This window comes from Sphingopyxis panaciterrae, from assembly GCF_011762125.1.
GTDB lineage: Bacteria > Pseudomonadota > Alphaproteobacteria > Sphingomonadales > Sphingomonadaceae > Sphingopyxis > Sphingopyxis panaciterrae.
On the sequence record NZ_JAASQN010000002.1, the window covers coordinates 601,947 to 617,067 of the forward strand.

Below are 15,121 nucleotides of genomic sequence, written 5' to 3' on the forward strand. Positions count from 1 at the left end.
ATGGGAATTTCTATCCGACCCTATCGAGTGCAAGCTTGTAGATGACCGTGTCCTGCCGAAAGCGAATTCCGGGAGTAAGACTGTTGGACACCACCAGATAGTCGGATCCATCGGCACGGAAATAGCTTGCATCGGTTGCGCCGAAGGTTGGGAACTCTTCGGCAAGAATGAACTTCCCGTCGCTCCAGCGAAAGATCTGGGAGACGAGTTCCGATTTGGGGTCGGCCGGGGTTCCTTCGATGAAACGGATGCGAACCAGAAATAAGCCGTTTTCGTGCCAAATGAGTTCGAATTCGCGCGCGCCCCCCTCACCAAGAGGCTGATGCGCAACAAAAAGCTCCCCATTCCACCGATAGAGCGTGGAAGCGCTGCCGATGTCCGTGAAGGCAAGCCATTCGGTATCTTCATGGCTGAAATGCAGGAATGCGCGGCCGCCGCTTTCGCTGAAGCTTTGATAGGGCACGAATTGCGTCCCGTCCCAGCGATAGATCAGGCTCGGCGACGCCTGATCGGCATAGGCCAGGAAATGCTGGTCGCCGATCCGGAAGGACTCCCAATTATAACCGGCCTTTCCGCCGAGAACCTGGAACTCCTGCCATTCGCCGCCTTTGCGCTCCAGCAGAACGGAGCGACCATGACCGGATGGCTTGGTCCCGGGGATCAACATCCCCTGGGCGAGAGCGAGGAACTCGCGGTCGCCAATGGAGAAGAAATGCAGTTGCTTGGCCCCGAACGCCGGAATTTCTTCGTCCAGAACCCACTCACCACCCGCTTCGCGGTAAATTCGCGAATTCGCGTTGAATTCGATTGGCTCGCTTCCCGTGCAGAGATTGGCAAACCCCAGATAATTGACACCGCCGCTCTGGAAATAGAGCGCATCCTCTCCGCTCGGGCTCACAAGTCTGGACCGTTCGACGAAATTCCCATCCTTCCAGTCATAGAGGACGGCATCCACGTCGGGATTGCCCATATTCATGTGCGCCGGCCGGCCCGGCACATCCTTCGCCAGTTGCGCCACCGCCAGGTGAAGCCTGTCGTCGAGTTCGAAAATATGCGCGCAGCGGGCACCCGTTGTTTCGAGACGCTGGTGGACCGAGAGTATTTTCGCGCCTTCCGAAAGAAATTCTGAATCCTGCTGCATGGCTTTATCCTTTCTGAATCATTTTCCGAAGTTGAGCTTGACCGTCACGCCGCCTGTTCGCGGATCCGCGACGAGCCCCACGCGCGTGGAATCCTTGTAATAATCCGGAACGGAGCCGCCGCCGGGATAATAGATTTTGTTGGTGAGGTTCCGGATCCATCCCGTGACTTCCCAGCGGCGATCGGAGTTTGTCCAACCGAGCCGAACGTCCATCACGACGAAACTCTTGCTCCTGACCGACAGCTCCGCCTTGGCGTCGCCCCTGAAGCGGATGTCGGAACCGATCAGAATCTGTGAACCGTTGCCGAGGTCATGTTCATATTGCGCCCCGACGTTGCCGGCATATTTCGCGACATTGTACATTCGCTCGCCGCGCATATCGACCAGTTGAAACGGCGGCCCGCCCTGAATGGATGGATCGAATATGGCAATCCTATAGTCTTTATAGGTCGGATCCAGCAAAGACAGGCTGCCATTGAGCGTAAAGCCACTGAAGGGCTGTGCCCATATATTCAGTTCGATTCCCTTGATTACCGCATTTGCGGCATTGTCGGTCAGCGGCGACCCATTTTCGTCCACTCCCGACACCTGAAGATTGTCGAACTTGATGTAGAAGGCTGACGCGTTGACAGTCAGTCGGCGATCGAGGAGATCGGACTTTATGCCCAGTTCGAAGCTGTCGGCCGTCTCCGGATCGAACGGCGTGGCAGCCTCGACAGCGGTCCCGGCCTGGCCGTTAAAGCCTCCGCTTTTGAACCCCCGGGCATAGCTTGCGTACATGTGAACACTGCGGCTTGGCTCGAATTGAAGGACAAATTTGGGGGTGAACTTTCGCCAGGTCTTGCTTGAGCTTTGCCGGAAGTCGCCATCCGGCAAGAAGACCGAATAAGGATCGCCCCCGGGGACATTGGCGACGCTGCTGGCATCGAGGCCGAACTTCTTGTTTTCGACCGTGTAGCGCAGTCCCAACGTCGCACTCAAATGGCTGGTGACATCGTATTTGGCCTCGCCATATGCCGCGACGCTGTCGGTATTGATGCGCTGCAAGAAGCGCGCCGTGCTGTTCTGGTAATCGGGCGTTCCTGCCCCCAACAAACCGTCGTCCGGGTTGTCGGCGGCGAATGGATCGCAAGGCGAAACGATCGATGGGTCGAAGTTACCATTTTCGTCGAAGGATCCGCGATTGGCAATTGTGCAGCCGACGAAACGTACGTCCTGATTGCGCCACCCTTGTTCGTGGAACCAGTAGAGACCTGCGGACCAATGCAGCTTGCCTCCCGCCGAGAGAGTTCCCGCGTCATCCGAGACGAAGCGGAGTTCCTGGCTGATCGCCCAGGTCTTCTGGGTTGCAGCAAACACGACCTGATCCGCGGCGGTGCGATCCGCATCCTCGACATTGTAGCCGCTCTCGCGTCGGTAGGCAGAGATCAGGGACAGCGTGCCCGCCGCCGTGCTGCGGTTGATTTCACTCACTCCGCCCCATTGCCTGATGCCTTGGGCACCCTCGACATTGCTCCTGCCGCTTCGAATATCCTCCTCCTGAGTTGCATATGGCCCCGCCAGCGAGTCATTCCCGATAAGCGGCGTTCCGGGCACGTCGGCGATGACGCTTTTTAGAACCCCATCCTGTTCAACCTTCGAATAGTCGGCAGCCAGGTTGATTTCCCACACATCATTCGGGGTAAAGCGCAGTGAACCGCGTATCGCTTGCGCATCCACATCATTCGCTCGATGGCCGGTTGTAAGATTGTGATACGCGCCGTTGGTATGGAGTGAAAAACCGGCGAGTCGGGCCGACAATTTGTCATCGACCAATGGGCCGCTGACTGCGCCCTCGAATTGCCGGCGGCCCAGGCCGCCGAGTTCGTTCAGCAAATAGCCGTCCAACCGGTCTGTGGGTTTGCGAGTGATGATGTTCACGACGCCGCCCACGGCGTTCTTGCCGTAGAGCGTGCCCTGCGGACCGCGAAGCACCTCGACGCGTTCGATGTCGAAAATGGCTGCGTTGGCTTCGCCGGACTGCGCGATATAAGCGCCGTTGATATTCACCGCGACGCCTGAATCCGTTGCAAGGTCCTCGTTCGCTTTACCGATGCCGCGGATGATATATTCCTCGTTATTCACCTGCTCTGAATAGATTTGGAGACTGGGCTCGATGCGGGTCAGCCCCTCGACGGTGGTGATCCCCGAGGATTCAAGTTTTTCGGAACCGAAAGCGCTGATGGCAATGGGCGTTTCGTGAATGGAAGTGTCACGATGCTGGGCGGTAACAATGATCTCCTGCGGGCTTTCGGCCTGCCCCATGGTGTCGGCCGGGGCCGGGCTGTCTGATTTGGCCTCGGCAGCCGACGAAATAAGCGCTCCGACGATGAGAACCGAGCAGGGGCCCGCCTTCATTACAGATTTCCTGCAACCCACCCCAAGTTTTTTTATGATCATCAGCCTCTCCCAAAAAATAACTGTTATATTTTGTTGGAATATTTTTGGCATATCTTCTGCTATATCTTGGACAAATAAATTGCCAAAATATGCAGTTATTTTATATTTTCTTATGTATTTCTTGATTTTTAAAATATTTATTTCAAATAAAATCCCGTTGACGCTGCAACTTCGGAACAAATTTATGGCCTGCCGCCCCGGGTGGCAAATTTAATTGAGAGCGGCGAATGATTGCAGCGCGAAATCAAACGCGCCAAGGCGCCAGCGACAAACGGCTCGTTCGCGGTGAAATTGCGTGACCATGCGACCGCATCAATCGGCTGATATCGATTCTGATCAGCCGGCGCGGCGTGACGCTCGGCAGAATTTCCGCCATTCCGCCTCAGGCGATGAAAAGAGCGGTGGTCCCCGAACTCGGCGTCCGATTGCAAAGCATTTTTCGTCGCGACAGGAATGTCATTAGCCTCGCTTTGCTGAAGCGATGGTAGACTGGGTGATGTGGCGAAAATTCGCTACCAGCGCGTTTTCTTCGCCCATTCGATTACCGAGAAGCAGATGAGTAATGGCGTCGGCGCCTTCCAATGGTCTGAAAATGATGTTGGGCACCTTGATATATTGAAGGTCCGGCGGAACGATCGTGACACCCAATCCGGCAGCTGACAGGCTGATCGCCGTCGGCGCGTCGTACGCTTCTTGCACAATATTCGGGATCAGTCCGTGCCGCGAGAACATGTGCATCACCTGGTCGCGAATTCCCACGCCTGCTTCGGGCGGAGAAAAGATCAGGGGCTCGTCCTTCAATGCATGAATGTCGACAGTTTTCGCCGCACCGAGGGGGTGGCCCGCGTGCATGGCGACCACCAGCGCATCCTTGACCAGATAGGTAAATCTTATATCCGAATGCCTCAGCGGATGCGCAGTCCGAAAGAAGCCAACATCGATTTTCCTGTTTGCCAGCGCGGCCATCTGTTCCTTTGATGAGAGTTGATGCAGGTCGATCTTGACGCCGGAATAGCGCGTGCGGAAGGTACGAATGGCCTTCGAAAAGAAGAAGGAGAGCGAAGAGGCCGGTGTATATCCGATCAAAAGCCGGCCCGCCTCACCCGCGGCCATCTGGTGAATGTCCTCCACAGCTCTATCAAGTTGCTCGATAATCGAGGCGGCATGGCCCTGAAACGCCGCGCCGACTTTCGTCAGGGAAACGCGCCGATTGGTGCGGTGGAAAAGCTGAGCCCCCAACTCCCGTTCAATAGCCTGTATGGATAAGGATAAAGGTGCCTGGGTGATATTCAATTTTTCGGCAGCCCGGCGGAAATGAAGCTCTTCGCTAAGAATAAGAAAATATCTTAACTTACGAATATCCATTGCCGTGGTGGTCCCGTCTTCTGCACTGCAGCGCAATAATTCAGATTGATAGCGGCCTGTTCCCCATCACTCTCTCTCGGATCCAATCAGCCTATCAAGCTCGGGCGGTTTAATCGGCCTCCCGGTTGAAACACAAAGGTAGAGTGATCACTCTATCATGATGCCCTCTCGGGTCAAGGTGGTTGACGCGATCGGATCGCCAAAGCCCTCATCCGTTTGCCGAAGGCACCGATCCGGCGGCCGGCGCCGCGCATCGACGTGGTCCGCAGGCGAGGAGGCCGACCTCGCGGCCCACGATGCCGTCACGGCCTTTTCGCTCTCGATGATCAACTGCGGGCCAAAATTATCGCTCGACGTCTTGCCTCTAGAGGTCCCACACCATCCAACGAGGAAGCGACATTCGACCGCCGGCCACATTATCCGGCCGACGCCGCCGGGGATTGGGCCGAGCCCTGGTTCAGCGCCATGACAAGCCTGCAGACATTGGCGCCGCGCGATGGAGAAGATTCCGGCCCGCTCGGCGAAGATGCGAGGCGCCCGGTGAACAGCGAATTATGGCAAGCTGCGGGGGCGATCCGACATTGCCCACGACCTGCCCGTCCGCCCAGCGGGCATGCCCGCTCGGGCAAAGCTTCCTATCATGCCGCGCAGCGGCCGCCCCGCGGCATCGATCCGTCCCCAGGAAAGTCCGCCAAGAAGCGGCATCCCGCGCCAGGCTTCCTCCTCTCCAAGGATGAGCGGAAGATCGATGCAATGGCCAGCGCCAAACTCGCATGTCGGCGCGAAATCGAGCCGATAGAGCCAAGCCCGTGCACCAGCTGCCTTCGCGTTCGCGGCTGCGGACCGGGAACCGCGTTCAAAAATCAGCTTGGTCATGCTGCGCCCTTCCGCGTGCGCGGCCGCTTGGCTTTCCATCGTCATCAGGGCGAACGGACCGGCATCGTCTCTTGTCCACCCGGAGATGATATCGACAGCGTCCGGCACGATTTCGCCAGACGGCGGCGCAACGGGCGCCCACCGCAAGTCCGTTATAGGTCGAGGCGGGAGGGCGGAATGTGCCGACACCAACTCGCCGGCCGTCGCCGAAAGAGCATCGACGCCCAGCGATCGCAGATACTCGTCCGCAACCGCCCGTGTTGCCTCCTCGGAGGGCAGCGGCACGGCCGGAGGGCTCATGAGGACGGCCCGGTCAAAGAGCGGCCTGGCCTCCCCCCATGCCATCATCGCCGCGATCGAATGCGCTCCGGCGGATTGACCCACGACCGTGACATTTGCGGGATCGCCGCCAAAGGCCCCGATATACCTTCGCACCCAGCGCAGCGCGGTCATTTGATCCAAAAGCCCGTTGCTCGGTCCGGACGCGCCGGGCAGCCGCAGATAACCGAAAGGACCCAGCCGATAGCTGATGGATACGACTACCAGCGCCTGCTCGGCCGCGAGACGCGCCCCGTCGTACCACGGGAGGTCGCCGCCACCCGCCACATAGGCTCCGCCGTGAATCCAGACGATCACCGGATGGGGACCCGGCCCGGCCGGAATTGCGATCGACAGCCGGAGGCAATCTTCGCTCATGTCGAGCGATGCCTGGGGTCCGGTCAGGAAAGCGAGCTTCGAGGGCGCCTGGAAACAAACGGGCCCCCGTGAGGCCGTCGTCGACCCTGGCGCGAACGGCGCGATCACCGGCGGACCGAAGCGTTCTGCGCTCGCATAGCATATGCCGCGGACCGTCGTCGTTTCCAGTTTTGCCATCGGCAGAATATCCATAATGTCCGGGGCGCTGCGATGCCTTCTTCAGCCGGCGACGACCGGATGCCGGAGTTTCCCGATGCCGACGACTTCGGCTTCGATCACGTCGCCCGGCCAAACCCATTCCTGCGGACTGCGCCCGGCGCCTACGCCTTCCGGCGTGCCCGTGGCGATGATATCGCCGGGCTCGAGCGTAATGCCCTGGCTGATGTCCGAGATCAGATAATCGACCTTGAAGAGCATGTTTCTCGTGTTCGAGCGCTGCTTCTCGACGCCGTTTACCGTCAGCCAGAGGTCCAGAACTTGCGGATCCGGAATTTCGTCGGCGGTCACGATGCAAGGCCCCATCGGAGCATAGCTGTCCTGACCCTTGGAGTAGATCCATTGGCCGGCCCGGCGACAATCGCGCGCGCTCATGTCGATGCAGACGCTGTAGCCGAACACATGCTTCAGCGCGTCTTCGGGCGCCACACGGCGCGCCACCGACCCGATGACAACGGCCAGTTCGACCTCCCAGTCGAGCTGCCGGGTGATATCGCCGCGATGGACGACGGGCTGCCCAGGTCCGATGACGGTGGTCGGCGGCTTCGAGAACAGGACGGGCTGTTTCGGGAGTTCCTTCGCCGTATCGAGCGATGTCGCGCTTTCGGCGACATGCTCGACATAGTTGAGACCGATACCGAAGATATTTTTGCGCGGACGGGGTATGGGCGCCAGAAGCGTGACATCGCTCAACGGCCGTGCCGCGCCGACCCGCCAGTGGGGCTTGAGGTTCCCCAATATGTCGCGGACCGCGTCCGTGGCAGGACGGCCGAGATCGATGAGGTCGAGCATTCGGCTGGGCAACGAGACCCCAGCGCGTTCGCCAAGGATGGCGACGTCAATCACGCCGTCGTCGACGACTACGCCGAGGCGCGCTTCCGACTCCAGATCGGCGCGGTAGGTTACAAAACGCATGAAGATCTTTCTCCCCGGGTGCTTTCCATCAGCTGAGCACCGGCTGCCGACCGCCGTTTTCGGCGAGCCCTTCCGCGCGATAAAGTCCCAGAGCCTTCATCACGGGCAGGTCGTGAAAACAGAAGAGGCAGGCATCCTCGGTCACGGAAGCGTTGGCGTGTTCGTGCCACATCCAGGCGGGAACGCAGAAGATGTCGCGTTCCTTCCAATCGAGGCGTTTGCCGTTGACGATCGAGAAGCCCGAGCCTTTGGCACATTGATAGACAAAGCTTCCGACCTCGCGATGCGCATGCGTGTGCTCTCCCGGCCGCAACATCTGCATCGAGGCTCCGAGCGTCAGCATCACCGCCCCGCCCGTCTCGGGATTGATATAGTCCATATGGATGCCGTCGAAGGGTGAGCCATCGCTGACCCGCGCAAAGGCCTGCAGAGCATCATAGGTTCGCTCCCACTCATATTTGAGAAGCGGCGAGTAGCGCTTTGGCCCGTGCTCGCCGGCCGGCTTCAGGGCGGCCGAACCCCAGCTTGCCGTCGAATCGTCTATGGGAAATATGATCGGCTGCTTGAGATCGGGATGCACTTCATAGAAATTGGCTTCGAGGGCATTCATCAGCGGGATGTCGAGACCGTCCTGCCAGATACATATCGCCCCGTCCGCCTCGACGCCGTGCTCGTGCCATGTGCCGTTCGGGGTCAGGACGAAATCATTGGCCGACAGCGTCATCTTGTGACCATCGACATTCGTGAACGCCCCCGTCCCTTCCATGATAAAGCGCAACGCCGACGCGGAATGACGATGGCTCGATGCACATTCGCCCGGCGCCATGACCTGGAGGCCGGAATAGAGCCAGCCAACGGCCGCAGTGACGTCCCTCCTCCCGGAATTGGCGAGATAGACGACCCGCCGCCCCGCCTCCTCGGGTGTCACGAGCTCGAGCGAACGCAGGACATGGGGACGCAGCGCATCATATTGCCACAGCATCGGGGCCGACGACGAGGCAGGCTCCCATGGTTCGATCTTGTTCGCGACCGTCCATAACGCGCCAGCATGATGCCGCTCGATCTCGTCATAATATGCGAGCAGTTCGGAGGTGTCGGCAACATTGGCGCGGCCGGCCACCGCCTCCCGGTAGTTTTCCCTGAAACTCACCGACGCTTCCTTCCGTCCCGACGATAGATCCGCTTCACCAAGCCGTCATTCCCCCGTCGATCGCGATCGTGGTGCCCGTTATGAAGCTCGAGGCGCGGGAGCCGAGCAGAAGTGCGAGCCCCTTGATTTCGTCGGGATCTCCGAGCCTCGCGAGCGGAACATTCGCGATATAGGGCTTGGCTATATCCGGGTCCTTGAGCTTCCCGCCCGCGATGTTCGTCAGGATCGGACCGGGCGCGATCCCGTTCACGCACACGCCAAATTCTGCCAGCTCGATGGCTGCATGGCGCACGAGATTGACGACTGCGGCCTTCGTCGCGACATAGGCATAGCCGACGTGGCGCTCGGCCCGCAGGCCCGCAACAGACGACGTGACGACGATCCGCCCGCCGCGCTGGCGCTTCATATGGATCGATGCGGCCTGGATCGTCGCGAAAACCGCCGTGAGGTTGATCTGGAGCACGCGATTCCAGTCCTCCTCCCTGACATTGGCAATCTGACCAAATTCGGTGAACGGGCCGCTCCCGGCCGATATGCCCGCGTTGGCGAACACGGCGTCGATCCGCCCATACCGCTCTGCGGCGGCATGGATCGCGCCTTGCAATGCCGGGATATCCGCAACGTCCAGAATCGCGACGTCGAGCGCGAGCCGGGCGGCCCGGAACCTTGCCTGGCATTCGTCGAGCCGAGCCTGATCAATATCGAGAAGCAGCACCCGCGCATCGTTCGCAGCCATGACTTCTGCGATGCTCAATCCCAGCCCGCTGGCGCCGCCGGTCACAATCACGACCGACCCGCTCACATCGAAGATGTCGCCCGAACTGAAATTTGCCGACTTCATCGTCTCCCCCGTTCGCGCCACGGCGGGCGCCATGAGCGGCTCGTCGAGACGCCGGTCCGGCGGAGCCACGAAGCGTCGGTCGATCCCGGACGGCTGCCCGAACGCAAACCGCCTCGCCAGCCCACGGGTGAACGAACGACGCGTCCATCAAAGAACCGGCGAGGGGTCGGCGTCGATGCAGGCGACCATAGCCGTTCCACTCGGCCTAGGCCTATGCCCGCCAGGCAAGACTCTCAATTGGTGTCGACCCCAAGCCCCCTTTTAACCCGCCTGACGGGCGAAGGCTCGCCGCGGGCTGGGCAAAAATGCCGGCCATCGCCCACCCTCATGCGGCTCATCGACGCCGCCGAACGCGGGCCTGTCATTGGCCTTTGCATATGTGCCGGCGTGCCGCGATATATATTGAACCAATATATTCGGGTCGTCACCGATTGATATGTTTCCCGAATAATTCAGACTATGAAAATATATCAAACGTGAGAGGAATTTAGCTTATCCTCTCATCATGGAACCGACGATCTCGGAGCAGCCCAACTACAGGCACTTTGTGGGGACGATCTTGGGAGGACTTAATTGGGTCGTGGCATATGAGCATGGCGTTCTGCACCATGAGCATGTCGTTTCTTACGGGTTGTATGGCGGCGGCTCGGCTTCTCCAGATCGGTTTGGGCTCCTGCCCCATGCCGATCTCGCCGGCTCGCGATGACCGGCGCGACTGATGCCCCTCCGGGGGCAGCCGGCTGATCCGGGGCATTAGGTGTGCGGAGGCAATCGGAAACCTGCGTAGACAGCGCAATTTAACAGGGCGGCGCGGCACGTCAGCTGTGGTTAGCAGGCGTCCAGCTGCCCATCGCGGACAATTTGAAGCGATCGAGGACGAGCATCTGGCATGACCCTGCGCAAACGAGTCCCTTTCTGGCTGCTGTTCTCGCTGCCGGCGATTCTGCTGGCATTCGGGTTTCTGCGAGGCGCTACGCCGCCCCAGGAAATGCTCCACCCGAGTGGCGCGATGGCGATCCGCATGATGGTGGCGGCGATGTTGCCCGGGCCTCTCATCGAATATTTGGGGCCCAACAGGTTCCTGAGCGGGTGGATCACGTTGCGCCGGAACTTCGGGGTAATCGCTTTCATCTACGCGCTGTTGCACCTTATCTTTTATGTCGCGGACACGGGAACGCTAGACGCGCAGCTGGGCGAACTGCCGAGGCCCGCGATTTGGACTGGCTGGCTCAGTCTTGTCCTGATGGTCATTCCGGCGGCGATCAGTTTCGACGCCGCCGTCCGTGCGCTTGGCCGGCGTTGGAAGCGGCTGCAGCAGGTCTCCTACGGCGCACTCTTGTTCTCGATCGTGCATTGGGTGCTGCTGGAGTGGCACTGGATGTCGGCCATGGTCCATTTGATGCCGCTGCTCGTCGCCTGGACAATGCGGGCGGTGGCGCGCAGCCGGTGGCGACGGCTTCGATCCGCGTCCGCGTGAGGGTCGAGGGGCGCCCAGACCGCTCCGCTGACGGACAATCTCACCGGCATGAGATCGAAGACGACATGTCATCCGGTTTGTGGATGCTGCATGTCACGCGCAAAGTGAAACGGCTGCTGCGCAGACCGTGCTGCTCCTGCGTGTTTACTCCTATATACGCCGAAACGGTCCAGGTAAAAAGATCGCTCGGAAGCTCGAAATGACAAGCCGGCTCGCGACGCTTGGGCGCAAGTCGCGCCGAACGAACGGGTTTCGCCTATTGCGGAGCTGCCGGTCCTATCGGCCTGCTGCTTTCCCCCTGGATCCGGTGCAACTCTTGAGGCGAGGTTGCGCCTGCTATGTCGAACAGGTTCCGCGTCGGCTTGCCCGATCAGCAGGACTCGCCTGAACGAGGAACGCGGAGTGGTTACATGAGCGACAATCTGGTGCCGGGGGCGGAGTTTACCCACATTCACAACGGCGACATATCGCTGCGCCTGGCACATGTAGGCCAAGGACCTCTTGTCCTCATGCATGGCTTCCCCGAGGCATGGTTTTCCTGGCGGCACCAGATGAAAGCGCTCGCCGATGCCGGCTATACCGCTGCGGCGTTTGACACGCGCGGATATGGAGGATCTTCGAAACCGGCGCCGGTGGAAGCTTATACAATGGCCGAAATGACCCGCGATATCTGCGCCGTCATCGACGCAATGTCTGCCGGCCCCGCCGTACTTGTCGGGCACGACGGGGGGGCACCGCAGGTCTATAACGCGGCACTGCTTCATCCGGACAAGGTTCGCGCCGTCGTCGGGCTTTCGGTTCCTGCGGCGGCTTATTCGGACAAGGTGCCGGACGAATTCTGGCCCGACGAACCGGGCAAGCCGGTCTTTTACCGGCATCTTCTGACCAAGCCCGGGGCCGAGCATGAACTGGAGGCAAATCCCAAGGAGTTCCTGCGCCGGTTTTACTACGCGCTGTCCGGTCTCCGTCCCGATGCGGTCGATGGCCTTGTGAGACCGGCCGGCACGCGCAATCTGGTTGCCGGTATTCCTGACGTCACACCGGTAGGGCCGTGGCTCTCCGAGGCGGAGCTGGCCGCCTATGCGCAGAGCTTCGCCGACGGTTTCCGAGGGGCGCTCAACCGATACCGCGCCGCGCCACTCGACCGCGCCACGCTGAGCCAGTACCGTGAAAAGATGATCACGCAGCCGGCGCTGTTCATCGGCGGGGGTCGCGATCCCATCCGCACGATCCTGGGAACAGGCGATCGCTACGCCGATCCCCTCGCGCGCTGCACTGATCCGCGCGGCGCGCACATAATCGAAGGCGCTGGCCACTGGCTGCAGCAAGAAGCTCCGGAAGAGGTCAACGACCTTTTGCTGGCGTTCCTGTCCGAGCTCGACAATCCGCTTTAACACGGACCGGCAGCGAACATCGGCGCCGGGCGCCGTGGGCTATGAGCGCAAGGCATTTCGGCCTACCCGGGTCGGGAGCCGACAGGATTGTGCCATGACAATGGACATCGTCGCCAAGAAAGCTTGTTTTTCCTCGGATCGGCTCAGCGCCGATCGGCCAGCCATTCCGCATCGCCAGCGACAGGGCTCATTGACCAGAGCCAGAAGATGGCTGTTGCAGCGAGTGCTACGACAGAGCTTCAATAACAGCTGCTATGCCGAGCGCGGCAGATCGGGCGCCGGCAATCGATCTCAGCCCAGATGTCGCCGACCGAGTGCGAACCCGCGATTTCGACAGCCATCTTTATGCTATGCTACCTTGTTCTTGATGAGTTCATTCGAGGGTAGCGTTTCATCGATCAGTTTGCGGCCGCCTCTTGCGTCGACGACCGGCAGGTTTGTCTGATCGATCAGACCCAGCTGGGCGAGAACGCTGGCCTGGTCCCAGTAGATATGCTCATGCCAGAGCTTGTCACCGCGAAACTTGACCACGGAGACCAAGGCGACCTCGATGCGCCGGCCCGTCGGAGCGATGCCCGGCAACATCCAGGCAATTTCGACGCTGTGGGTGAAGGACAAAAGCGCCTCATCGACGACCTGCGTCGCCCCGACCGTTCGCGAGATCGGTATGCTGGTTATGTCGGGTGGATTGCTGTGCACGAAGTAGTTGGTATAGAAATGATGCAAATGCTGGCGGCCGATGCCCCCGGTCATGGTCGGGATGTGATTGACATATGGCTCGTCCACCATGGTCGCGATCGTGGCGTCGACGTCGCGGGTCTGGAATTCATGATAGATATGCATGTCCCACAAGGCCGCGAGATCATAATGCGGCCCGATTGCCGACTTCAGGACGGCCATCGTTCGTTCATGCGCTATGTTCGCCGCGGGCCGATTGAAATGATCGCCCCCCTCGCGCGCGAATGCATGGTCGCACCCGGGATAAAGAAACAGGCTCGCGTCCGGTTTCGCGGCGAGCGCCTTGAAAATCTCTTCGCGCGCTTCGGCGGGGCAAAAGGAATCGAGCTCGGCGAAGTGGAGCGCCAGCGGGCAACGCAACGCGTCGGCATCTGCCAGCTTCTGTTCGATTCCTACGCCATAATAGCCGACCGCGACGTCGCAATCGGTTCTGCTTGCGGCAAGAAACGCCAGATTGCCCCCGAGACAATAGCCGATGACGCCGACCCCGCCGGTTACCTCGCCCCGCCCGCGGAGCGCATCGATCGCGGCCTGGACATCGTCTACGCCGCGATCCTCATCAAAACCCTGAGCCAGCTCGAAGGCCCGCGCCCAGTCTTGCGGAGAATATCCGAGTTCGACCCCGGGTTCTTGCCGCCAGAACAGGTCGGGCACCAGCACGACATATCCTTCCTCGGCGAAGCTCTCCGCGACCTTGCGCATCGTCTCGTTCGCGCCAAAGATTTCCTGGCAGACGACGAGCCCCGGTCCGCTCCCGGACGGCGGCGTCGCGAGATAGGCGCCGAACTCACCGCTGTTGTCGGATGCGGTGATGCGGATCCGGGTCAAAGCCATTTTCATTCTCCCGAAGCCAGCCCAGCGATGGGCCGGAAGTTGATCGACTATTAGCCAGTTCTTGTGGCGACGCAGACAACCATATGATCCCGGCGTCAGAAACGGACGCGATCCGCACCCTTGAGACCGAGCATCGCACGCGCTTCTTCGGGCGTCGCGACGTCGAGCGAAAGCGCCTCCAATATGCCCCGAATGATCGTGACCTGCTCGGCGTTCGACCGGGCTAGCCTGCCCTTTCCGGCGTAGAGCGAATCTTCGAGGCCAACGCGCACATTGCCGCCGCTGATCGCCGCCATCGTCACGAACGGAAGCTGGTGCCGGCCCGACGCCATGACCGACCACTGATATTGATCTCCGAAGAGCCTGTCGGCGATGCGCTTGGCGTGAATCAGATTCTCGGCATCCGGGCCCTGACCGCCCAGAATGCCGAAGATCGACTGGACGAAAAGCGGCGGGGTGACGAGTTTGCGATCGAGGAAATGAGCCAGCGTATAAAGATGCCCGACATCATAGCATTCGAATTCGAAGCGCGTACCATGTCCCTGCCCAAGGTCCTGCAGGATATATTCGATATCCTTGAAGGTGTTTCGGAAGATCCAGTCGCGCGAGGCCTCGAGATAGGCCGGCTCCCAGGCGTTTTGGAACGTCTCGTATTTCTCGAGGATCGGATAGAGTCCGAAGTTCATCGATCCCATGTTCAGCGAGCAGAGCTCGGGCGAAGCACGTACCGCAGCCGATAGCCGGTCTTCCAGCGCCATCCCCTGCCCGCCACCCGTGGTGATGTTCACGACGGCGTCGGTCGATTGCTTGATCCGCGGAAGAAATTGCATGAACACGTCCGGATCCGGGGTTGGCTGTCCAGTCCCGGGATCGCGCGCGTGCAGGTGGAGTATGGCGGCGCCCGCCTCCGCGGCTTCGATCGCCGAAGCGGCAATCTCGTCGGGCGTGACCGGCAGGTAGGCGCTCATGGTTGGTGTGTGGACCGACCCCGTAACCGCGCAGCTGATGATGACCTTGCTCATGGGAATTCCTAACAGTC

General features: G+C 60.3%; 11 protein-coding genes. 2 read left to right on the forward strand and 9 right to left on the reverse strand.

Going from position 1 to position 15,121, the window contains the following annotated elements; all coding sequences use genetic code 11:
• Window positions 1–10: 10 nt before the first annotated feature.
• The 7 genes from FHR22_RS10480 to FHR22_RS10510 form a co-directional block, all read right to left on the reverse strand.
• The gene (locus FHR22_RS10480) at window positions 11–1,141 is read right to left on the reverse strand and encodes a hypothetical protein (RefSeq protein ID WP_166941818.1); all 1,131 of its coding nucleotides are present in this window, start codon (window positions 1,139–1,141) and stop codon (window positions 11–13) included.
• Window positions 1,142–1,159: 18 nt separating this feature from the next.
• The gene (locus FHR22_RS10485; RefSeq protein WP_166941820.1) at window positions 1,160–3,538 is read right to left on the reverse strand and encodes a TonB-dependent receptor; all 2,379 of its coding nucleotides are present in this window, start codon (window positions 3,536–3,538) and stop codon (window positions 1,160–1,162) included.
• Window positions 3,539–4,039: 501 nt separating this feature from the next.
• Window positions 4,040–4,945, reverse strand: a complete 906-nt coding sequence (locus FHR22_RS10490) for a LysR substrate-binding domain-containing protein (protein WP_166941822.1) — start codon at window positions 4,943–4,945, stop codon at window positions 4,040–4,042.
• 552 nt (window positions 4,946–5,497) lie between these two features.
• Window positions 5,498–6,694 (reverse strand): carboxylesterase family protein, encoded by a 1,197-nt coding sequence (locus FHR22_RS10495; RefSeq protein ID WP_166941824.1) that lies wholly within the window; start codon window positions 6,692–6,694, stop codon window positions 5,498–5,500.
• A 42-nt stretch (window positions 6,695–6,736) separates the two neighbouring features.
• Entirely contained in the window at window positions 6,737–7,648 is a 912-nt protein-coding gene (locus FHR22_RS10500; protein ID WP_166941826.1) for a fumarylacetoacetate hydrolase family protein, read from the reverse strand.
• Between the two features lie 28 nt (window positions 7,649–7,676).
• On the reverse strand, window positions 7,677–8,798 hold the full coding sequence (locus FHR22_RS10505; protein ID WP_166941828.1) for a cupin domain-containing protein: 1,122 nt from the start codon (window positions 8,796–8,798) through the stop codon (window positions 7,677–7,679).
• A gap of 34 nt (window positions 8,799–8,832) precedes the next feature.
• A complete protein-coding gene (locus tag FHR22_RS10510) occupies window positions 8,833–9,672 on the reverse strand; it encodes an SDR family NAD(P)-dependent oxidoreductase (RefSeq protein WP_208417608.1) in 840 nt (279 codons plus the stop codon).
• An 856-nt stretch (window positions 9,673–10,528) separates the two neighbouring features.
• On the opposite strand from FHR22_RS10510, the gene FHR22_RS10515 reads away from it, so the two are divergent.
• The gene (locus tag FHR22_RS10515; RefSeq protein ID WP_166941831.1) at window positions 10,529–11,116 is read left to right on the forward strand and encodes a ferric reductase-like transmembrane domain-containing protein; all 588 of its coding nucleotides are present in this window, start codon (window positions 10,529–10,531) and stop codon (window positions 11,114–11,116) included.
• Between the two features lie 410 nt (window positions 11,117–11,526).
• On the forward strand, window positions 11,527–12,510 hold the full coding sequence (locus tag FHR22_RS10520) for an alpha/beta fold hydrolase (protein WP_166941833.1): 984 nt from the start codon (window positions 11,527–11,529) through the stop codon (window positions 12,508–12,510).
• Window positions 12,511–12,858: 348 nt separating this feature from the next.
• On the opposite strand, the gene FHR22_RS10525 is transcribed toward FHR22_RS10520, so the two are convergent.
• Both FHR22_RS10525 and kce read right to left on the reverse strand, forming a co-directional pair.
• Window positions 12,859–14,088, reverse strand: a complete 1,230-nt coding sequence (locus tag FHR22_RS10525; protein ID WP_341786600.1) for a dienelactone hydrolase family protein — start codon at window positions 14,086–14,088, stop codon at window positions 12,859–12,861.
• 89 nt (window positions 14,089–14,177) lie between these two features.
• A complete protein-coding gene (kce, locus tag FHR22_RS10530) occupies window positions 14,178–15,104 on the reverse strand; it encodes a 3,5-dioxohexanoate:acetyl-CoA acetone transferase (protein ID WP_208417609.1) in 927 nt (308 codons plus the stop codon).
• Window positions 15,105–15,121 lie beyond the last annotated feature (17 nt).